Here is a 21,493-nt window from a genome sequence, read left to right as displayed (position 1 = left end):
ATTATTTTGCTTCTCCTCCTTCGGTTTTAAGAATCATGCTTAGAAGTTCCCTGCTTCTTTCAAAGCCGCATAAGGAAGATAGGGAAGCCAGGGAAGAATCCGGTATCCAGCTATTCTGTTTTAAACCGGTACAGCTTCCAAGGGATAGCTCAGGTATCGGATCAAAGAATGTCTGAATTACTTTTGAACGGTCTGTGATATAAGTTATATACGGATTATGCCCCATAGCAATGATGTTTTCTTTATGTAAAAAACTATCTTCCTCAAACTCTTCTACGTGGAGCAGTTCCGGTATCATACCAAGGCTGCATAAATATCCGGCAACAGGGAGGATGTCCAGTTCCGGATAGGTTGCAATATAAGTAATTCCCTCAAATTTCTTCTGAATCTCCTGCTGAAATTTCAGCAGATATTCTTTTCCCTTCCTAAGTCTGCTATAATCCATAAGGTTCAATAATTGCCGGATTTTTTTATAACCTTCTTCAATGTCCACAGCCGAATACCTGTCAGCCATATTGACATAGGGTACACCTTTATTTTCCAGCGCTTTCCCTGCTTTTAACATTTTACGGTTAAAAATAATACTTAAAACCGCTTTCTCCGACCTGCATAAATCATCAAAGGAAAACCCACCGGAATACTCATTGATTTCGTATCCATTTTCTAAAATTATCTCTTTTAGCAATTCAAATTCTTTCCCGCCGGCCGCACCAAATAAATTTACACTTGCTGTGGAAGGATTGATAAAGCCATCTTGAGATTCTGCCTTGGTTTCGGTATTATTCAGTATTCCGATTAACTGCTCTATGATTCCAAAATACCCATACTGGTACCCATTTCTTTTAAAATGTGCAGCATCTATAAATACTATCTTTGCAGCCATAAGAGGCTTTAATTCATCAATTAATGAGGCTGTATCCTCTCCAATCAAAGCCGGAACACAGGTTATAATAACTGTGATTACTTTAGCACCCTCCCTGTCCATGGAAAAAAGAGCCTCTTTTAAGCCTTCTCTGCAGCCAAAGACTACCTCACTGGAATCCAGTTCATAAACGTAATGAAGCTCCCCGCTGCCGCCATAGGGTGAAGCCGCCACAAATCTGCTGTAATAGCCGCATTCTGCCATACCAACCACAAGACTAGAGACTCCCTTTATAGCTTTTATTGTTCCAAGCGCCATGTGGAGCGGACAATGGCTTCCGGGAGCTGCTGCTCTGCTTAAAAATTTTACTCCGGCATTATTATTAATATCCGAAAGACGGTTTATAAACGCAAACTCTTCTTTAATCATAAATCTCCTTATCTGGTAATTCCTCAGCCAAATAATAACTCTGTCAATTTCTTATATTCTAAAGCCATATCACTCTCCGGGAAAGCAGAAACCACTGTTTTTCCTTCCTCTTCTGCCCGCTGGACCAATGGATTACGTTCAATTTTGTATATGATATCTGTTTCGATTTCCTTTGCCGCATTCCTAACAAGCTCTTCTTCTTTTTCTATATTTTTGGCATTTAATATCAGACCTTTTAAAGAAGCATATCCCCGTTTTCCAAAGCTTTTGACCGCATGGGCTATGTTGCTTGCCGCATATAACGACATCATCTCACCGGAAGTTACAATGCAGACCTCTTCCGCATATCCTCCTCTTATGGGCATAGCAAAACCGCCGCATACCACATCTCCCAAGACATCATAAATCACTATGTCCGGCTGATAGATTTCATAAGCATTGAGTTCCTCCAGTTTTTCAAAGGCGGTAATGATTCCTCTTCCTGCACACCCAACGCCGGGAACCGGCCCGCCTGCTTCCACGCATAATACCCCCAGGTCGCCTTCCATAACAATATCCTTAAGCTCAACCTTATCCTTCTCTCGGAGTATGTCAAGCACTGTCGGAATCTTTATGCCCTTTGTCAGATTTCTGGTGGAATCAGCTTTCGGATCACAGCCAATCTGCATTACCTTAATCCCTTTTGAAGCTAAAGCAGCAGAGAGATTGGACACTGTTGTGGATTTTCCGATTCCGCCTTTTCCATATACCGCTATTTTTTTCAACTCATTATCACCTATAACATACCATTTGGCCGGTATGTTATTGCCACGGACAGAAACCGCTCACGAAATCTATCCGCGGCACTCCTTCCTTTGTTCTTCTACCTGTTTCATATCAAAATTTGTATGAGAAAGATTAAGCTCCTCTTTTTATCCGTTTCTTTTTCTTATCATTATTTAACAGTCCGTAAGACATACAGACCCGACAGCCTGTCTCTGGGTCGGAAACAATATTCGCCCGTATCTGGTAGACCGCCTCCAATACCTTTTCTGTCATAACCTCTTTTGGAGAACCCGACTTTATTATTCTTCCGGAACCCATGGCAATCATGAAATCTGCAAATCTGGAAGCCAGATTCAGATCATGCAGCACCATAATTATGGTACAGCCATGCTCTTTATTCAGTTGCTCTAACAATTCCAATACTTCCAGCTGATAAGCCATATCCAGATAGGTGGTAGGCTCATCCAGTAAAATTACGTCTGTTTCCTGAGCCAGTGCCATCGCAATCCAGACCCGCTGTCTTTGACCTCCTGATAAGCTATCAACCATTTCATACTTTAATTCTTCCAGGTTTGTAGCTTCCATGGCCCAGGATATTATTTTTTTATCCTCTGCCTTTAACTTCCCCATTCCTTTCTGGTACGGGTACCTTCCATATGAGATCAATTCTTCCACCATCAACCCTTCCGGCGCTGCGGGGGATTGGGGTAAAATCGCCAGCTTACAAGCCAGCTCCTTTGTGGACATCTTATGTATTTCTTTTCCGTCCAAATAAATGGCACCTTTTTTTATTGTTAAAATACGCCCCATTGTTTTTAATAGCGTAGATTTTCCACAGCCATTGGGTCCAATAATGGTTGTAATTTTACCCACTGGGATTTTAGTAGATAAATCATTTATAATAACTTTATCACCGTATCCTGTCTGAATGCTTTCCACACGGATTCTTTCCATTTTGCCTCCATTTTCCGTATACGTTTATGTATATCATTCTTCCAATTATCATGACACTGCTGCCCTTCGATTTATTATTAATAAAACTATAAAATAAGGTGCTCCGATAATGGACACGACAATCCCGTTAGGGATTTCAGCCGGTTTTATAATCGTCCGGGAAATAATATCTGCTCCAGTCACCAGTATGGCTCCAACCAAAGCACTAGTTGGAAGGAGTATCTTATGTCTGGCTCCCACCAGTCTTCTGGATAAATGAGGAGCAATCAACCCTACAAAATTAATATTACCGCTGATTGCAACACTGGCCGCTGCCAAAGCTACTGCAAGAAAGAGTAATTTTCTTTTTTCTTTCACCACCGCTATCCCTAAGCCAAGGGATATTTCATCTCCCATAGCCAGAATATCCAGCTTTCCAGCCATAAAGATAAGGCATATAAAACCCATCAATATCCATGGCAGTAAAGCGATTACGGAATTCCAGGTTGAATTCCATATGCTGCCTGCCTGCCAGGCTGCCAGAAATTCTGCCTGAGTATCATCTAATTTTAAGACCAGCAAAGTCATGACTGCATTGATTCCTGCCTGTATGGCTACACCATTTAACACTAACCTCATAGGCGATATTCCGTAATCTTTCCGGTTTGACAGCAGATAAATGACACTTCCCGTTAATAAGGCCCCTGCTAAGGAGAACACCGGAAGGGATAGTATCCAGCCAGTTGTCAGTGTACCGCTTAGAACCATAAACGTTAATACCACAATGCCCGCACCGGCATTGATTCCCATTAATCCCGGATCTGCCAGGGGATTTTTTGTAATCCCCTGTAAAATGCAGCCGGATAATGAAAATCCCGCACCTACCAGCATGGCAATTACGATTCTTGGGAGCCGGAACTGGAATACCACAATATTATTCCTGGGCGAACCTCCACCGGTCATCACTTGAAACAACTCCGTCAGCTTGATATCCGTATAACCTACATTTATACTTAAGAAAAACAGCAAGGGAAGTAAAAGAGCAAGCAGTAACACTATTTTATATTCTCTTTTTGTATTTTTTTGCTTCACTTATAGTCCCCCTTTTTGTTTTCCTGCCAAATATAAGAATACGGGGACTCCTAACAACGCTATAACTGCACCTACAGGCAGTTCTGCCGGAGGGATGAACGTTTTTGAAAATAAATCTGCCGCAGTAAGTAATATTGCCCCTAAAACCCCGCTTACAGGAATAATAAGACGATAGTCCGGACCTACCAGAAATCTAGCAAAATGAGGTATCATCATACCGATGAACGTAATCGTACCTGCGATCGCAACGGAGGTCCCCGCCAGCAAGACTACCAACACGGTTCCAAGTAATTTAACCAGCCTTGTTTTTACACCAAGACCCAGTGCCACTTCTTCTCCCATACTTAAGGCAGAAACGCCCCTGGAAATACAAATTGAACCGGCAAACGCCGCTAATATAACAGGAAGCGCAAATTGTATCTGCTTCCAACTGGTACCAGCCATGGAGCCCATGGTCCAAAAGGTAATGTTTAAAGTAACATTGCCGCTAAGTGCGATACCCTGACTTAAAGCTGATAAAAGGGTACTGACAGTAGCTCCGGCTAAAACCAGCTTCATAGGATGGTTCCTGCCCGGAACCAAATTACTGATAATATAAACCAGCGCGACTCCAAGAGCTGCTCCGAGAAAGGAAGCCATTATGATCTGGGTATAGGATGTTCCTTTTAAATAAGCAAAACATAAAGCTACCGCCAGACCTGCACCTGAATTAAGTCCCATAATGCCCGTATCCCCAAGGGGATTTCCCGTCATTCCCTGCATAAGTGCACCTGCCACAGCCAGAGCACAACCCACAAAAGCGGCCCCGATTACTCTTGGCAACCGCATGTCCCGGATCAGTAAATGTCCTGAATTATCATGTTCAAAGGAAGTAAAGGCCTTAATTACCCCTGAAACAGGAATAGATGCCGCTCCTTGAGTGATGGATATAATCATTATAAAGATAAGAAGAGCCAATCCAACTGCTATTACAACTGCAGCAATAACACCTCTGCTCTTATTTATATTAGTGGTTCCGTTTTTATCATTCATTGCTGATACTGCTCCCGGATATTATTCTGTCTGAAACTATTTCACTGTTATAATCATATTATGGTGTTTCAAGCAGCTGCCTTGCTTATACCCTGTTCTTATTCAATCAAAAGTGCGTTTACGATTTTATTAATGGTGTATTGCATTGCCAGTCCGCTATTGGCATGACCAGCCCCGTCAAGCTTTACTACATGGTCTGCCTGCACTGCTTTTAATGACTTCCATACAGAATTATTTGTAAGTTCTTCATAAATTGCTTCATCTCCATCAAAAACGTTAACAAAAATATAATCCGGATTCATTGCTACTATAGCTTCCATAGATACCTGCTCATAATTTTCTGACGTAGTGTGACCTTCCGGGGCAGTCAAACCAAGTCCTGCTTTCTTATCATATAAAACAGGACGGTATGAGCAGTAGTATTTATCCACATCCATTAAAGACATCTGAAAAACTGTCTGTCCTTCATATTTTCCCTGTAATTTTTCCCTGGAATCCGCTATTTTTTTATCAAACTCAGCTATTACTTCTTCTGCTTTTTCTTCTCTTCCGACCAGTTTACCGACTTCACGGAGGCTTAACCTCCAATCCATCTTCGTTTCGGGGCCAAATACCGCTACAGGTGAAATCTTTTCAAAATTGGCAACATCAATATTGCTTGGATCCGCTACCTGATGTAAGAATACATCCGGTTGAAGCTCTAATAACAGCTCCAGATTTACCTCAGAAGAACCAAGGTCTATTATCTCTCCCATATTAAGATCCTGAAAAGGATCCCAGGTAGCCAGGTAATTTTCTGCACCGGATGCAGCAACCGGCGTTATATCAAGTAAAAGTAAGGTCTCCCAAAGTGGCAGATAATCCGTTGCAATTTTTACCGGTTCCTTCTCAAGGATAACTTCTCTCCCGGATACATCTACATAGGTATAGGGATATCTTTTTGCCGGTACACCGCTATCTTCCTGGGTAGCTTGATCCTCTGTACCCGCTGGCCCAGTATCCTCTTTTGTTGTACCTTTTTCCAAAGCCCCTTCGGTTTCTCCATCCTCAGAAGCTTCCTGATCTGTTTTCACTCCCTCAGTTGTGGTTATCTTGCTGCTTTCTTTACCACATCCCGCCGCAAAAACTGCTATCATTGCTGTTGTTATCATTAACCTGATTAGTTTTTTCATATTAAACACCTATATACCTTGTGGTATTCCTTTCTTCGACACGTTACACTGATTATGATTTTCATTCTCATTAGACTCATAAAATATAACATACCTTCAGGAATTGTAGAATAGGTTTTTTTCAAATCCGCCATGGATTTTTTTCAAAATTATTTCGGTAATGACTTGGGGAGATGCCAGTATTCTTCTTGAAAATTCGGCTGAAATGCAGAGCATCTTCATATCCCACCATTGCAGATATCCGGGTTATGGAATAATTTTCATCCTCTAAAAGTTCTTTTGCGCGCTTAACCTTGCATTGTATCAGATATTTCTTCGGACACATTCCCATTCTTTTTAAAAACAGGTAATAAAACTGCCTGGAGTCCACACCTGCCTTTTCTGCCAGTTGGGATATACTTAACGGCTTATCCAGGTTATTCTCAATATAATCTAAAATGAAATCCATCGTTTCTTCCTTTGAGGCAAACATAGTTTCTCTGGCTGCTTGCAGTAACTTCTCTAAAAATGCATAAAGCAGGGTTTTGCTTTTTAAACCGCTCATAGGTCCTCTCTCCTCCTGCAGTTTTAAAAGTTTTTGCAACTTTGGTTCTAATTCCAGGCTTTTATTTAAACCAATATGAAACGTAAAATTACTTGTTTCCAGATGCTTTTTGGCACTATCTTCTCCATTTAATTTATAGTGAAGCAGTATATATTTCCATTCCGAGTTTCCCAGAACTTCCTTATCCAGTTCTATTCCTGAGCCGGCATGCAAAATGACTCCGGGTTTTAATTCAACGGGATGCCGGTCTATAGTAAACCTGGCCTTACCTTTAAGCGGAACCACAATTCCACAGACCCCTTGAGAAGTAGTTCTATTTAAGGATTTACCCCCAGGAAGTATGGTTACGCAGTATATGTCATACAGTTCAATGTTTGCTTTTGCAACAGACTGGATTATTTCATTTAAATCAAAATCCATGACTCTCCTTTCTTATATATAGAAGACATTTTGGTAAGTGCGAAACTATTTAGTTTTCTGAATCTGCCATACAATTAATACGAATTTCAGAGCTTCAGTTGCCCTTTAGGCAAGATTCAGCTCTGAAATTGCATTAATTGCATGGTAGATAGATACAATAATAGAGTTTCGCAATTGCCTAATATAGAAAACATTAAGTAGTGTTATTGTCAGGTTAGACATAGCTAACTCCTTGATATTACTATGTTTCCAGAAATTTTGCAAGTACCTAGTTTTAGTATAATTAAAAGTCATATCATTTAATAGGTTTATAAAATATAATTAATTTAATAGAGATAGAAATCTATTGTTATTTATCGCCATGAATATTTCAGGCAGAAGTATAATTTATTATATTTTACATTCACTGAATGTACTTTCAAATTGCTTATAAGAATTCTTTAATAAATAAAAAAATAAATTAAACCTTGAATTAATGAAAAAATCCGCTCAGAAATGATAAAAACTTTCATCTCCGAACGGATTTCTCTTTTAAATTAACAATCTATACATAAACTAAAACCAATTTTATTAATCGTTATTCTCTGAATAACTTTCTGCAACAAATTCTTCTTCATCTTCAAAGTCTTCGTCCATTAACTCTTCCTCGTCATCAAATTCATCAACCTCAATACCGTCAATGTCATCCATTCCAGACTCAGAATAATGGAAGTTTTCATAGTCATCATCTTCGAAATCTTCAGAGATTAATAATTCCTCATCCATATCACTGTCTAATTTTACGGAACGGTATCTCTTCATACCGGTACCTGCAGGAATTAATTTACCAATAATAACATTTTCCTTAAGACCGATCAGTGGATCAATTTTTCCGTTAATAGCAGCTTCTGTTAAGACTTTCGTAGTCTCCTGGAAGGAGGCGGCAGATAGGAAGGAATTCGTAGCTAAGGATGCTTTGGTAATACCAAGCATTACCTGTTTACCTTCTGCAATTGGTAAGCCTTCGGATTCCAGCTTTTCATTGATATCATCAAAGTCCAGAGTATCCACTAACTTACCAGGTAATAATTCGGAATCACCGCTGTTTTCAATACGGATCTTCTTAAGCATCTGGCGTACGATAACCTCAATGTGCTTATCGTTAATTTCAACACCCTGTAAACGGTATACTCGCTGTACTTCCTGAATCATATAATCCTGAACGGCACGAACACCTTTAATCTTTAAAATATCATGAGGATTAACACTACCTTCTGTTAATTCATCACCAGCTTCCAGTATATCGCCGTCTAAAACTTTGATTCTGGAACCGTAAGGAATTAAGTAAGCTTTAGATTCGCCGGTTTCCTCATTGGTTACAATTACTTCACGTTTTTTCTTTGTATCTTTAATGGTTACAACACCGCCGAATTCAGCGATAATTGCAAGACCCTTAGGCTTTCTGGCTTCAAAAAGTTCTTCGACACGGGGAAGACCCTGTGTGATATCATCACCCGCAACACCACCGGTATGGAAGGTACGCATGGTAAGCTGTGTACCGGGTTCACCGATAGACTGAGCCGCAATAATACCTACCGCTTCACCAACCTGTACTGCTTCGCCGGTTGCCATGTTGGCGCCATAACATTTTGCACATACACCGATATGGGATTTACAGGTAAGAATCGTACGAATCTTAATCTTTGCATTAAAACCAGCTTCCTGTACTTTCTGGGTTGCAACGATTCTGGCTGCTCTTCTTGGTGTAATCATGTGATTGGCTTTTACGATTACTTCGCCATTATCATCTGCAATGGTTTCACAGGAATATCTTCCGGTGATACGTTCTTCCAGACTTTCGATTACTTCATTTCCATCGGTAAAAGCTTTAATCCACATACCAGGAGTTTCTTTGCCTTCGCAGCAGTCTACTTCACGAATAATTAAGTCCTGGGATACGTCTACAAGACGACGGGTTAAGTATCCGGAATCGGCGGTACGAAGTGCGGTATCGGAGAGACCTTTTCTGGCACCATGGGCAGAAATAAAGTATTCCAATACGTCAAGTCCTTCACGGAAGTTGGATTTAATAGGCAACTCGATAGTACGACCGGAGGTATCCGCCATAAGTCCACGCATACCGGCAAGCTGTTTAATCTGCTTATCGGAACCACGGGCACCAGAGTCAGCCATCATATATATATTGTTATATTTATCAAGACCAGTTAAAAGTGCATCCGTAATATCATCATCGGCAACTTTCCAGGTATCAATAACTGCTTTATATCTTTCATCTTCCGTCATAAGACCACGGCGGAAGTTCTTAGAGATTTCTTCCACTCTCTTTTCCGCATCCGCAATAATGGTTTTCTTCTGAGGCGGCACTGTCATATCGGAAATAGAAACCGTCATGGCAGCTCTTGTGGAATATTTATATCCTAAGGCTTTGATTGCATCCAAAGTTTCAGCAGTCTTAGTAGCACCATGAGTATTGATGCACTTCTCAAGAATCTTCTTTAACTGCTTTTTGCCTACATGGAAGTCAACTTCCGGCACTAAGAAGTTTTCTGGCTTTGTACGGTCAACAAAACCCAAATCCTGACTGATAATCTCATTAAAGATTAACCGGCCTAACGTGGATTCAATGGTTCTGGTTTCCATTACACCATCATTGTTCATACCGGATTTCCTTACTTTAATTAAGGCATGAAGAGTAATAGCACCATTCTCATAAGCGAGAATTGCTTCATTTACGCTCTTAAAGCAGTGACCTTCACCCATATCGCCAGGTTTTTGTAAAGTCAGGTAATAGATACCAAGTACCATATCCTGTGAAGGAACGGCAACCGGTGCACCATCTGAAGGCTTTAACAAGTTATTCGGAGACAGTAATAAGAATCGGCATTCTGCCTGTGCTTCTACAGATAAAGGCAGATGGACAGCCATCTGGTCACCGTCAAAGTCGGCGTTAAAAGCAGTACAAACCAGAGGGTGAAGCTTAATAGCCTTACCTTCTACTAATACGGGTTCAAATGCCTGGATACCAAGTCTGTGAAGGGTTGGGGCACGGTTTAGCATAACCGGATGTTCTCTGATTACTTCTTCTAATACATCCCAAACCTCAGACTGAAGTCTTTCAACCATCTTTTTTGCTGATTTTATATTATGAGCAGTTCCCCTGGCAACTAATTCTTTCATAACGAAAGGTTTAAATAATTCGATTGCCATTTCTTTGGGAAGACCGCACTGATAAATCTTTAATTCCGGTCCTACTACGATAACGGAACGTCCAGAGTAGTCAACACGTTTACCAAGTAAGTTCTGACGGAAACGTCCTTGTTTACCCTTTAACATATCAGATAGGGATTTTAATGCACGGTTTCCTGGTCCGGTAACCGGTCTGCCTCTTCTGCCGTTATCTATAAGGGCATCCACTGCTTCTTGAAGCATTCTCTTTTCATTACGCACAATAATATCCGGTGCGCCAAGTTCTAAAAGTCTCTTTAAACGGTTGTTACGGTTAATAATTCTTCTGTATAAATCATTCATATCGGAAGTCGCAAAACGACCACCGTCTAATTGTACCATTGGTCTTAAATCCGGAGGGATAACCGGTACTACGGATAAGATCATCCAGTCAGGTCTGTTGCCGGATTCTCTGAAGGCTTCTACTACTTCAAGTCTTTTGATGATTCTTGCTCTTTTTTGACCGGTGGAATCTCTTAGACCTTTCTTCAGGTCCGCAGATTCTGCTTCCAGATTAATGGCAAGTAAAAGCTCCTGAATTGCTTCGGCACCCATTCCTACACGGAACTTGTTGCCATATTTTTCATAGGCTTCTCTGTATTCTTTTTCATTTAAAACTTGTTTGTACTGTAAATCTGTGCTGCCTTTATCCAAAACGATATAAGCTGCAAAATAAAGTACTTTTTCCAAGGTCCTGGGAGATAAGTCTAAAATAAGACCCATTCTGCTTGGAATTCCTTTAAAATACCATATATGGGATACTGGTGCTGCAAGTTCAATATGACCCATACGTTCCCTGCGGACACTTGCTTTGGTAACTTCAACACCGCAGCGGTCACATACTACACCCTTATATCTGATCTTCTTGTATTTACCGCAGTGACACTCCCAGTCTTTACTGGGTCCGAATATTTTCTCACAGAATAAACCGTCTTTTTCCGGTTTTAAGGTTCTGTAGTTTATTGTCTCAGGCTTTTTCACTTCACCTCTTGACCATTCTCTGATTTTCTCAGGAGAAGCTAAGCCAATTTTAATCGCGTCATAGGTAATTTCCCCGATAGTTTCATTGTTTACTACTTCTGGCATCATCTGGCACTCCCTTTCATAGTAACGGATTGCTTTATCCGCTTTTTTGCATTCGACATCAGCTATAACGGATGCCTGGTATCCGGGGATGGTCAGGAACAGACAGCTTTACTGCCTATCCTGACTTCTCCGGTCTTATTTAGTCGTCAAGGTCATCGTCCATATCACTTATCTCAACCGTATCCTCTTCAAAGGAATCAAAGAAACTTTCTTCCTCTTCCGCAGTTGTTTCACGGTAGCCGGCGTCACTGTAATCTTCATCGTATCTGAAGTTGTTGTCGCCTTCGATTAATGGTGTTAAATCTCCATCGCCGTAATCTATATTCTCTGTCATCTTAACTTCCTGACCATTTTCATCCAATACAATAACATCCAGTGCCAATGACTGTAATTCCTTAAGGAGTACCTTAAAGGACTCAGGAATTCCAGGTTCGGAGATGTTTTCACCTTTGATAATTGCTTCATAGGTCTTAACACGTCCGGTAACATCATCGGATTTTACTGTTAATATTTCTTGTAGTGTATATGCAGCACCGTATGCTTCCAGTGCCCAAACTTCCATTTCACCGAATCTCTGTCCACCAAACTGGGCTTTACCGCCGAGAGGCTGCTGTGTTACTAAGGAGTAAGGACCGGTAGAACGTGCATGGATCTTATCATCTACCAAGTGGTGAAGTTTTAAGTAATGCATGAAACCTACGGTTACAGCGCCGTCAAAGAATTCTCCGGTACGTCCGTCACGAAGTCTAACTTTACCGTCACGGTTAATAGGAACGCCCTTCCACTCTTCTCTGTAAGCTTTGTTATTATCTAAATAATCAAGGATATCCGGGTCTAAAACATCTTTATACTTTTCTTCAAAAGTATCCCATTCTTCATTGACATAATCATTGGCTAATTCCAGGGTATCCATAATATCAAACTCGTTGGCACCATCAAATACCGGTGTAGCAACTTTAATTCCAAGTGCTTTTGCAGCAAGACTTAAATGGATTTCCAGTACCTGACCGATATTCATACGGGAAGGCACGCCCAAGGGATTTAATACAATATCAAGAGGTCTTCCGTTTGGTAAAAACGGCATATCCTCAGCAGGTAATACACGGGATACTACACCCTTATTACCGTGACGGCCGGCCATCTTATCACCAACCTGGATTTTTCTCTTCTGTGCAATATATACACGTACGGTCTGATTTACACCTGGTGACAATTCATCACCATTTTCTCTGGTAAATACTTTCGCATCAACAATAATACCATATTCACCATGAGGAACTCTTAAAGAAGTGTCTCTTACTTCTCTTGCTTTTTCACCGAAAATTGCACGTAAAAGTCTTTCTTCTGCAGTCAGTTCAGTTTCACCCTTGGGCGTAACTTTACCAACTAAGATATCTCCGGCACGTACTTCTGCACCGATTCTTATGATACCTCTTTCATCCAGATCCTTAAGGGCATCATCACCAACACCGGGAACATCTCTTGTGATTTCTTCCGGTCCCAGTTTTGTATCCCTGGATTCTGCTTCATATTCTTCGATATGGACAGAAGTATAAACATCCTCCTGTACCAGTCTTTCGCTTAAAAGTACAGCATCTTCGTAGTTATAACCTTCCCAGGTCATAAATCCGATTAACGGATTCTTACCAAGTGCCAATTCACCTTCCGAAGTAGAAGGTCCGTCAGCAATAACCTGACCGGCATCCACCTTGTCACCTTTGAACACAATTGGTCTCTGGTTGATACAGGTTCCCTGATTACTTCTTGAGAATTTTAACAATTTATAGGAAGTCTTAGTTCCATCCTCATTCTTAATAACAATTTCCTTGCTGGTAGATTTTTCTACAGTACCTGATTTTTTGGAAACCACGCAGACACCGGAGTCAACTGCAGACTTCATCTCAATACCAGTTCCAACTACCGGTGATTCGGTAATTAATAGCGGAACGGCCTGACGCTGCATGTTAGAACCCATTAACGCACGGTTCGCATCATCATTCTCAAGGAATGGAATCATGGCTGTTGCCACGGAAAATACCATCTTAGGGGAAACGTCCATCATATCAATCTTGGACTTTTCAAACTCAGAGGTATCCTCTTTATAACGACCGGATATGTTAGTTCCAATAAAGTATCCGTTTTCATCCAAAGGTTCGTTTGCCTGCGCTACAACATACTTATCTTCTTCATCTGCCGTCAGATAAACAACTTCATCTGTTACTTTCGGATTTGCTGGATCTGTTTTGTCAACTTTACGATAAGGCGCTTCAATAAATCCGTACTCATTAATCCTTGCATAAGAAGCAAGGGAGTTAATCAGACCGATGTTAGGACCTTCTGGCGTCTCGATAGGGCACATTCTGCCGTAATGGGTATAGTGAACATCTCGAACCTCGAAACCTGCACGGTCACGGGACAAACCACCCGGTCCCAAAGCGGATAAACGTCTCTTATGAGTTAATTCACCTAAGGGATTATGCTGATCCATAAACTGTGACAACTGGGAACTTCCAAAGAATTCCTTCACTGCGGCAGTTACAGGCTTAATATTAATTAAAGACTGAGGGCTTACGCCTTCCAAATCCTGTGTAGTCATACGTTCTCTTACCACACGTTCCATTCTGGAAAGACCGATTCTGTACTGATTCTGCAGTAATTCACCAACTGCCCTGATTCTTCTGTTTCCTAAATGGTCTATATCATCTGCATTACCAATACCATATTCCAAATGGATATTGTAATTGATAGATGCAATAATGTCTTCTTTTGTTATATGTTTAGGTATTAATTCATTGATATTTTTCTTAATTGCAGTCTTAATATCTTCTATATTCTTAAACTCATCCAAAATACCTTTTAATACGGGATAATATACTTCTTCCGTAACACCGAGTTCTTCTTTATCGACATCAACATAATAAGCTAAGTCAACCATTAAGTTTGACAGAACTTTTACATTACGTTCTTCCGCTTGTACAACAATAGAACGAACAGCAGCATTCTGAATTTCTCTTGCAATCTGTTCCGTAATCACGGTGCCGGCTTCTGCAATGATCTCTCCGGTTTCTTTATTAATTACGTCTTCTGTCAAAGTAAAACCAACGACACGGTTTTTAAGGGCCAGCTTCTTGTTGAACTTAAAGCGGCCAACCTTAGCAAGATCATATCTTCTAGGGTCAAAGAACATGCTGTTGATTAAGGATTCTGCACTTTCTACGGAAAGCGGTTCACCGGGACGTAATTTTTTATATAATTCAAGTAAACCATCCTGATAATTATCAGATGGATCTTTTGTTATACTTGCTACAATTTTAGGTTCTTCACCAAATAACTCCTGTATCTCAACATTACTTCCTATACCAAGTGCACGAATCAGAACGGTAATGGGCACCTTTCTGTTACGGTCTACACGAACATAGAAAATATCATTGGAATCTGTTTCATACTCAAGCCAAGCTCCACGGTTTGGTATTACAGTTGAGGAATACAGTTTTTTACCGATTTTATCATGTCCAATTGCAAAATAGATCCCGGGGGAACGTACTAACTGGCTAACGATAACTCTTTCGGCACCGTTAATAACGAAAGTTCCAGTCTCTGTCATTAATGGTAAATCGCCCATAAAAATATCGTGCTCATTGATTTCATCGTTCTCTTTGTTGTGAAGTCTGACTTTAACTTTAAGTGGAGCTGCATAAGTTGCATCTCTTTCCTTGCACTCTTCAATTGAATATTTCACATCATCTTCACACAGCACAAAATCCACAAACTCTAAGCTTAAGTGACCGCTGTAATCTTCGATAGGAGAAATGTCTTCAAATACTTCTTTCAGTCCTTCATCTAAAAACCACTGATATGAGTTTTTCTGAACTTCAATAAGATTTGGCATTTCCAATACTTCTTTTTGCCTCGAGTAGCTCATTCTTACGCCGTTACCAACTTTGATTGGACGTATCCTGTTTTTATCCATTGACGTTTTCACCCCTTGAAATTTTATTTAGCATGTGGCTTTTATCCTGACATCTGCCCGGATAAATTCCATCGTCTGAATCCCATAAATATTTCCAAGAAATAGCCCACTTTTACTTCCAATTATCATATTTAGAAATATTATAGAATAATTTTGTGAAAATACTTTTCATTTTCCCATATATGTGCTATAATAGATGTTGTAGGCATATCACAGCACAATAGTGCATCTTTCATATTATCACAAGGTTTTCAAGATGTCAACATATTTTTGTTGACTTTTTCTATTTCAGCATGAATTTATGCAAATTATCCCTTAATTATATTGTTTGCCCAAAAATACCAGCTCTATACCGGAACCCCTGCCTTTTCACGAATTATATTATAGTATGAATTGATTACTAAAATAAGCGGAGCAAATAATATGACGAGTCAGACTCTAACCCTAACAGCTGTCACATCCGTGATACCTTTTTCTTAAATCTAATACGCAGCCTTCACAAAGTACTTTTATTTTACCGGATAGTTCGGAGAATTTTCCAGTAGAACAAAGAGTCTGGCTCGCCAGACTCTAGCGCTGACGCGCTGTCACGACAGTGACAATCTTCCTTAAGTGCGTCATGTGCGTCATGCGCATCCTGCCTGGAAGGCTTTTTATTTATAGGTAAGTTCGGAGAACTTTCCTATAAATAAATAAAAAGTCTGTCCCAAATACATATGAGACAGACTTCATTATAAGGCATAAATTACTTAATTGTAACTTTAGCGCCTTCAGCTTCAAGCTTAGCTTTGATATCAGCTGATTCATCTTTGGATGCTGCTTCTTTCAGTGTCTTAGGAGCTCCATCAACAAGATCTTTTGCTTCTTTTAAGCCAAGGCCAGTGATTTCACGAACAACTTTGATAACCTTAACTTTGTTAGGACCAACGTCTGTTAATTCTACGTCGAATTCAGTCTTTTCTTCTTCTGCTGCTCCACCTGCTGCAGGACCTGCTACTACTACGCCTGCTGCTGCAGATACACCAAATTCTTCTTCACATGCTTTTACTAAATCATTTAATTCTAATACTGTTAAGCTCTTAATAGCTTCAATAAATTCTTGAGTTGTCATTTTAAATACCTCCGTTTATATTTGTTTTACTGTTATTCTATTATTCTATCTTTGTCCATAACATTCCGTTATGACATTCCTTATGCTACTTCCTCTTGTTTCTCAGCGATTTGCTTAAGAACACGAGCGAAGTTGGTAATAGGAGACTGTAAACTTCCAAGTAATTTGGAAATAAGTACTTCTCTTGAAGGGATTGTTGCGATAATCTGAATACCTTTTTCATCGTAGTAAGTTCCGTCAACAACACCAGCTTTAAACTCTAATTTAGGAGCAGTCTTTATTGCATCGTTAATGATTCTTGCAGGAGCTGTTGCATCTTCAAGACCGAAAGCGATAGCTGTTGGTCCTTCTAAATGTTTGGTCAATGCTTCGTATTCTGTTCCTTCAAATGCACGCTTTAACAATGTATTCTTGTAAACCTTATATACAACACCTGCTTCTCTTAACTGTTTACGAAGTTTTGTATCTTCTTCTACAGTAAGTCCACGGTAGTCTACAGCCACAACTGCCTTTGCGTCTTTTACATAACCTTTAATTTCGTCAACGATAGGTTGTTTTAATTCTACTTTTGCCATTCTAGTACACCTCCTTATAGATTTTACATAAATGCATGACCGCATTCACGTTTAGATAAGCTTATCTATCTGCTTCACTGCTTTACAACACGTTCTCTATCAGGATATTCCTAAAAAAGTCCCTTACTGAAAAACAGTAAGGGACTTCATAAGTCATCTAAAGATTCTTATCCCTCGGTAGGCGTTTTCACCTTATGCCTTACGGCACCTACTGTCTTCGGCAGTTATTGCATTCAAAAGTATAACATTAATCTATTATAGTGTCAACCATAAATAAAATTTTCTTTTGCAAAATTACTGGCTTAATTTAGCTGTGTTTAATTTAACACCAGGTCCCATAGTGGAAGCTAAGGTAACGCTCTTAAGATATTGTCCTTTTGCAGCAGATGGTTTTGCTTTATTGATTGCACCGATCAGCGTATGGAAGTTGTCCGCTAATTGATCTTCGCTAAAAGAAGCTTTTCCCAACGGCACATGAATAATATTTGTTTTGTCTAATCTGTACTCGATCTTACCTGCTTTAATATCTTTAACAGCTTTTGTTACATCCATGGTAACAGTACCTGCTTTCGGGTTAGGCATTAAGCCTTTCGGTCCAAGTACACGTCCTAAACGACCTACAACACCCATCATATCAGGAGTTGCAACTACAACGTCGAAATCTAACCATCCATCATTCTGGATCTTAGGTACTAATTCGTCACCGCCAACGTGATCTGCTCCGGCTGCTTCTGCTTCTGCAACTTTATCGCCTTTTGCGAATACAAGCACTTTAACAGTTTTACCAGTTCCGTGAGGTAATACTACCGCACCACGAACCTGCTGGTCAGCATGACGTCCATCAACACCAAGTCTGATGTGTGCTTCTACTGTTTCATCGAATTTAGCAACTGCTGATTTTTTAACTAAACTAATTGCGTCTGCTGCATCATAAAAAGTAGCTCTGTCGATAAGCTTGGCAGCTTCAGCGTATTTTTTTCCTCTTTTCATTCTATTAACCTCCTAGTGGTAGTATCGGGAGTAGCATAAACTGCGTTTATGCTTAAAAAATTGCTTCGCAATTTTTCATGGCGGCTACAGCCACTGTTGCTGTGCTGCCACTGGTTGTCTTGCAACCATTACCCTCCCACAGTATTACGATATCTTAGTCAACTACTGTGATTCCCATACTTCTTGCAGTACCGGATATCATGCTGATAGCTGAATCAATGTTTGCTGCATTTAAGTCAGGCATCTTAAGTTCTGCTATTTCCTTAACTTTTGCTTTAGTGATTGTAGCAACCTTTGTCTTATTCGGTGTAGCGGAACCAGACTTAAGGTTACATGCTTTCTTTAAAAGAATTGCAGCAGGCGGAGTCTTTGTGATAAAGCTGAAGCTTCTGTCCTGATATACTGTAATTACAACAGGAATAATCATTCCTTCTTGATCTGCTGTTCTTGCGTTGAATTCTTTTGTAAATTGTACAATGTTAACACCGTGCTGACCTAAAGCTGGTCCAACCGGTGGAGCTGGTGTAGCCTTTGCAGCAGGGATTTGTAATTTAATATAACCTGTAACTTTCTTTGCCATTATAGCATACCTCCTAAAATTGTGGTCTTATCGGGATTGCCCTCCCACCATCCGGATTGGTTTTGCAACGGAAAAATTAGTATCCGGATGTTTTTTGTCTACATTCTGTAACTATAGCGACTTAAAAGCCACTACATTTTTTTGATATCTGTGAAACTTATTTCGACAGGAGTTTCACGACCAAACATATCTACACTGATTGTGACGATCTGCTTATGCGTATTAATCTGCTTGATGATACCGGTTGTATTCTCCCACACACCGGAAATAACTTCTACGGCATCACCCAATTCAAAGTCTATCACAACATCGTCTTTTTTGATTCCCATGGATTTCATCTCTAAATCCGTTAAGGGAACTGGTTTGGATCCGGGACCGACAAAGCCTGTAACGCCTCTCGTATTACGAACTACGTACCAAGTATCGTCGTTCATTTCCATGTTAAGTAAAACATATCCAGGGAACATCTTCTTCTGAACTTTTTTCTTAACGCCGTTCTTCACTTCGATAACATCCTGAAGCGGAACGGAAACCTCTAAGATCTGATCTTGAAGTTTTCTGTTTTCAATTGTTTTCTCAATGTTGGCTTTAACCTTATTCTCATATCCTGAGTAAGTATGAACAACGTACCAATTCGTCTTTGACATATAATCACCTATATCCTATTTGATAAGAACATCTATACCATATTTAATACCCAAATCCAGTATAGAGATTATTACACCTAAAATTACGGATATTACAATGACTGCCACTGACTGCTTCGCTAGTGATTCTTTGTCAGGCCATACTATCTTATTAAATTCAGCTTTCAGACCTTTAAACCAACTTTTCTTTGGAGCTTTCTCTGTGGTATTAGCAGTTTCTCCCATGTTTTCACTTTCCTTTCTTAACAATGCAGTTATAAAGCTGCCTAAACCATCTTGCAAAGATGCCTTATGCTTATAAATCCTTTATAGTGTTTCTCTGCTTGTATAGAAGATTAGACATTTTATTTTGTTTCTTTGTGTAATGTGTGTGACTTGCAGAACTTACAATATTTCTTTGTTTCCATTCTGTCTGGATGTGTTTTCTTTTCCTTTGTCATGTTATAATTACGTTGTTTACATTCTGTACATGCCAATGTGATCTTTACGCGCACAACTATCCACCTCCGCTTAAATTTTAAATTATGTGGACTTTCATTTTACTTTATAAATTAAGTTATTGCTTAAGTATTTCGTAAAACAACAGTACACTGGGTTTTTAGGCATAAAAAAAAGACCTCTTCCATCGCTAGTCTAATATAACATACTCTATCCCGTACGTCAATATTTTTTTTAAAGTGCTCTATTATTATAATACTTTGCTCTCTATATTTCAAGAAAAAATTAATAATAGAATGTAAATTAAACATGAAGTCCTCTTTACTTGCTGTCTGGGTTAAATTATTTACGGACTTGCGCCGTAAATAATTAACCGTTAAATAACTGTCTGAATCCGCTTTTTATCTGTTTTCATTTAAGTTCTTGACAGACGCTCCCTTAACCAGCTGGACTTTAAGATAAATGTTATCAAGAGATGTAGTCATTGGACTTTCAATGAGATTGATTAACTGCTTGGCTGCTTCCGTACCAATCTTATCTGTATCCTGTTTCACCGTGGTAAGTTTGGGTTCCAGGGCCTGAGCCACTGAGATACCGTCATACCCTGCCACCGAGATGTCCTCCGGTATTTTAATACCTAATCTTCTGGCAGTATTCATTACCCCAAGGGCCGCATAGTCATCAGAGGCCAGAATACAGGTCGGCGGATTGGGAAGCTTAAGAAGCTTTAGGGCAAGTTCCTCCGAGGACTCCGCGCTGCGATAAATGCCTTCCACAAAATATTCATCGGGAATGGAGATTCCATTTTCTTTTAATACATTATGAAAGCCTACCAGGCGGTTATGGGTTACAGAGGATTTCGTCCCGTGGATATAGGCTATCTTTTTATGTCCCTGATCGATGATATACTGGGTTAACTGCCTCATTCCGTCAGCATTATCAGACAATACTGATATTGCTTCATTAAAGGCATGGTCTATCGTCACCACCGGATAATCACTGTTCACCAGTTCCAATACCTCCGCTTCGCCGAATTCTGCACAGGCAATAAATACACCATCAAAATTCCGGTAACGGCAATGATCCAGATAAGTCATCTTACGATTACCTATATTATGTTCAATGAAAGTTATATCATAACCCCGTTTTGCTGCTTTTTCTTTAAAGGATGCCAGTATGTGGGCGAAATATTCATTCCTTAATCCGTGTTTTGACATGGTGGAAAATAAAACACCAATATTATAGGTTTTCTTCATCTTTAAGGCCCTGGCATTGGCATCTGGAAAATAGCCTGCATCATTGGCTGCTTTTAATATTCTTTCTCTTGTTGCTTCACTGATGTCCTGATAACCGTTTAATGCCTTACTGACCGTTGAAACTGACACACCGCATCTTAATGAAAGATCTTTAATTGTTGCCATTTTTTATACCCGCTGCATATCGCAAGTCTTCTTGTGATACTGCCACATATAAAATGTGAAACAAGTTTCACAGGTTGGAAGAATCGTATAGTGGCATCCCTTCAATTCTTATATTTTCTTTCAACCTTCCCGCCACGATGCTGCAGAAGCAGCATCTCAAACAATAGAAGAAGCTGATTATGAAATTCCTTGATTTCATTT

Annotated in this window: 17 protein-coding genes and 1 other annotated feature; all 17 genes read right to left on the bottom strand. The window is 39.9% G+C overall.

Annotated features, from left to right (window positions below; all coding sequences use genetic code 11):
* Nucleotide 1: 1 nt before the first annotated feature.
* Complete coding sequence (locus QA584_RS01635; RefSeq protein ID WP_278272780.1) at nucleotides 2-1,291, bottom strand: nitrogenase component 1; 1,290 nt, start codon at nucleotides 1,289-1,291, stop codon at nucleotides 2-4.
* 23 nt (nucleotides 1,292-1,314) lie between these two features.
* The gene (locus QA584_RS01630) at nucleotides 1,315-2,055 is read right to left on the bottom strand and encodes a nitrogenase iron protein NifH (RefSeq protein WP_278272779.1); all 741 of its coding nucleotides are present in this window, start codon (nucleotides 2,053-2,055) and stop codon (nucleotides 1,315-1,317) included.
* Nucleotides 2,056-2,188: 133 nt separating this feature from the next.
* Nucleotides 2,189-3,010: an ABC transporter ATP-binding protein gene (locus QA584_RS01625; RefSeq protein ID WP_278272778.1), complete on the bottom strand. Its 822-nt coding sequence runs from the start codon at nucleotides 3,008-3,010 to the stop codon at nucleotides 2,189-2,191.
* Nucleotides 3,011-3,058: 48 nt separating this feature from the next.
* Nucleotides 3,059-4,081, bottom strand: coding sequence for a FecCD family ABC transporter permease (locus QA584_RS01620; RefSeq protein ID WP_278272777.1), 1,023 nt, complete (start codon nucleotides 4,079-4,081; stop codon nucleotides 3,059-3,061).
* The gene (locus tag QA584_RS01615; protein WP_278272776.1) at nucleotides 4,082-5,113 is read right to left on the bottom strand and encodes a FecCD family ABC transporter permease; all 1,032 of its coding nucleotides are present in this window, start codon (nucleotides 5,111-5,113) and stop codon (nucleotides 4,082-4,084) included.
* Nucleotides 5,114-5,211: 98 nt separating this feature from the next.
* Complete coding sequence (locus QA584_RS01610) at nucleotides 5,212-6,285, bottom strand: ABC transporter substrate-binding protein (protein WP_278272775.1); 1,074 nt, start codon at nucleotides 6,283-6,285, stop codon at nucleotides 5,212-5,214.
* A 121-nt stretch (nucleotides 6,286-6,406) separates the two neighbouring features.
* Nucleotides 6,407-7,249, bottom strand: coding sequence for a helix-turn-helix domain-containing protein (locus QA584_RS01605; RefSeq protein ID WP_278272774.1), 843 nt, complete (start codon nucleotides 7,247-7,249; stop codon nucleotides 6,407-6,409).
* Nucleotides 7,250-7,819: 570 nt separating this feature from the next.
* Nucleotides 7,820-11,560, bottom strand: coding sequence for a DNA-directed RNA polymerase subunit beta' (gene rpoC / locus QA584_RS01600; RefSeq protein WP_278275099.1), 3,741 nt, complete (start codon nucleotides 11,558-11,560; stop codon nucleotides 7,820-7,822).
* Nucleotides 11,561-11,699: 139 nt separating this feature from the next.
* The gene (gene rpoB, locus QA584_RS01595; protein ID WP_278272773.1) at nucleotides 11,700-15,530 is read right to left on the bottom strand and encodes a DNA-directed RNA polymerase subunit beta; all 3,831 of its coding nucleotides are present in this window, start codon (nucleotides 15,528-15,530) and stop codon (nucleotides 11,700-11,702) included.
* Between the two features lie 745 nt (nucleotides 15,531-16,275).
* A complete protein-coding gene (gene rplL, locus QA584_RS01590; protein WP_278272772.1) occupies nucleotides 16,276-16,641 on the bottom strand; it encodes a 50S ribosomal protein L7/L12 in 366 nt (121 codons plus the stop codon).
* 80 nt (nucleotides 16,642-16,721) lie between these two features.
* A complete protein-coding gene (rplJ, locus tag QA584_RS01585) occupies nucleotides 16,722-17,216 on the bottom strand; it encodes a 50S ribosomal protein L10 (protein ID WP_278272771.1) in 495 nt (164 codons plus the stop codon).
* A 104-nt stretch (nucleotides 17,217-17,320) separates the two neighbouring features.
* Nucleotides 17,321-17,455, bottom strand: a sequence feature (ribosomal protein L10 leader region).
* Between the two features lie 55 nt (nucleotides 17,456-17,510).
* Nucleotides 17,511-18,206 carry a 50S ribosomal protein L1 gene (gene rplA, locus QA584_RS01580; RefSeq protein ID WP_278272770.1) on the bottom strand — a complete coding sequence of 232 codons (696 nt, stop codon included), beginning with the start codon at nucleotides 18,204-18,206 and terminating at the stop codon, nucleotides 17,511-17,513.
* A 154-nt stretch (nucleotides 18,207-18,360) separates the two neighbouring features.
* On the bottom strand, nucleotides 18,361-18,786 hold the full coding sequence (gene rplK, locus QA584_RS01575) for a 50S ribosomal protein L11 (protein WP_278272769.1): 426 nt from the start codon (nucleotides 18,784-18,786) through the stop codon (nucleotides 18,361-18,363).
* A gap of 131 nt (nucleotides 18,787-18,917) precedes the next feature.
* A complete protein-coding gene (nusG, locus tag QA584_RS01570; protein WP_278272768.1) occupies nucleotides 18,918-19,433 on the bottom strand; it encodes a transcription termination/antitermination protein NusG in 516 nt (171 codons plus the stop codon).
* Between the two features lie 15 nt (nucleotides 19,434-19,448).
* A complete protein-coding gene (secE, locus tag QA584_RS01565) occupies nucleotides 19,449-19,658 on the bottom strand; it encodes a preprotein translocase subunit SecE (protein ID WP_278275098.1) in 210 nt (69 codons plus the stop codon).
* Between the two features lie 119 nt (nucleotides 19,659-19,777).
* The gene (gene rpmG, locus QA584_RS01560; protein ID WP_161836870.1) at nucleotides 19,778-19,927 is read right to left on the bottom strand and encodes a 50S ribosomal protein L33; all 150 of its coding nucleotides are present in this window, start codon (nucleotides 19,925-19,927) and stop codon (nucleotides 19,778-19,780) included.
* Between the two features lie 345 nt (nucleotides 19,928-20,272).
* On the bottom strand, nucleotides 20,273-21,292 hold the full coding sequence (locus QA584_RS01555) for a LacI family DNA-binding transcriptional regulator (protein ID WP_278272767.1): 1,020 nt from the start codon (nucleotides 21,290-21,292) through the stop codon (nucleotides 20,273-20,275).
* Nucleotides 21,293-21,493 lie beyond the last annotated feature (201 nt).

It is taken from the genome of Anaerocolumna sp. AGMB13025, assembly GCF_029689925.1.
Taxonomy (GTDB): Bacteria; Bacillota; Clostridia; order Lachnospirales; family Lachnospiraceae; genus Anaerocolumna.
The sequence above is the reverse complement of the archived record's forward strand: the minus strand, read 5'-3'. Positions and strand labels throughout refer to the sequence as shown.

Excerpts from the sequence above, each read along its gene's own strand:
- QA584_RS01635 (WP_278272780.1), bottom strand. The coding sequence starts at position 1,291 with ATGATTAAAGAAGAGTTTGCGTTTATAAACCGTCTTTCGGATATTAAT.
- QA584_RS01625 (WP_278272778.1), bottom strand. The coding sequence starts at position 3,010 with ATGGAAAGAATCCGTGTGGAAAGCATTCAGACAGGATACGGTGATAAA.
- QA584_RS01615 (WP_278272776.1), bottom strand. The coding sequence starts at position 5,113 with ATGAATGATAAAAACGGAACCACTAATATAAATAAGAGCAGAGGTGTT.
- QA584_RS01610 (WP_278272775.1), bottom strand. The coding sequence starts at position 6,285 with ATGAAAAAACTAATCAGGTTAATGATAACAACAGCAATGATAGCAGTT.
- QA584_RS01605 (WP_278272774.1), bottom strand. The coding sequence starts at position 7,249 with ATGGATTTTGATTTAAATGAAATAATCCAGTCTGTTGCAAAAGCAAAC.
- rpoC (WP_278275099.1), bottom strand. The coding sequence starts at position 11,560 with ATGCCAGAAGTAGTAAACAATGAAACTATCGGGGAAATTACCTATGAC.
- rpoB (WP_278272773.1), bottom strand. The coding sequence starts at position 15,530 with ATGGATAAAAACAGGATACGTCCAATCAAAGTTGGTAACGGCGTAAGA.
- rplL (WP_278272772.1), bottom strand. The coding sequence starts at position 16,641 with ATGACAACTCAAGAATTTATTGAAGCTATTAAGAGCTTAACAGTATTA.
- rplJ (WP_278272771.1), bottom strand. The coding sequence starts at position 17,216 with ATGGCAAAAGTAGAATTAAAACAACCTATCGTTGACGAAATTAAAGGT.
- rplA (WP_278272770.1), bottom strand. The coding sequence starts at position 18,206 with ATGAAAAGAGGAAAAAAATACGCTGAAGCTGCCAAGCTTATCGACAGA.
- rplK (WP_278272769.1), bottom strand. The coding sequence starts at position 18,786 with ATGGCAAAGAAAGTTACAGGTTATATTAAATTACAAATCCCTGCTGCA.
- nusG (WP_278272768.1), bottom strand. The coding sequence starts at position 19,433 with ATGTCAAAGACGAATTGGTACGTTGTTCATACTTACTCAGGATATGAG.
- secE (WP_278275098.1), bottom strand. The coding sequence starts at position 19,658 with ATGGGAGAAACTGCTAATACCACAGAGAAAGCTCCAAAGAAAAGTTGG.
- QA584_RS01555 (WP_278272767.1), bottom strand. The coding sequence starts at position 21,292 with ATGGCAACAATTAAAGATCTTTCATTAAGATGCGGTGTGTCAGTTTCA.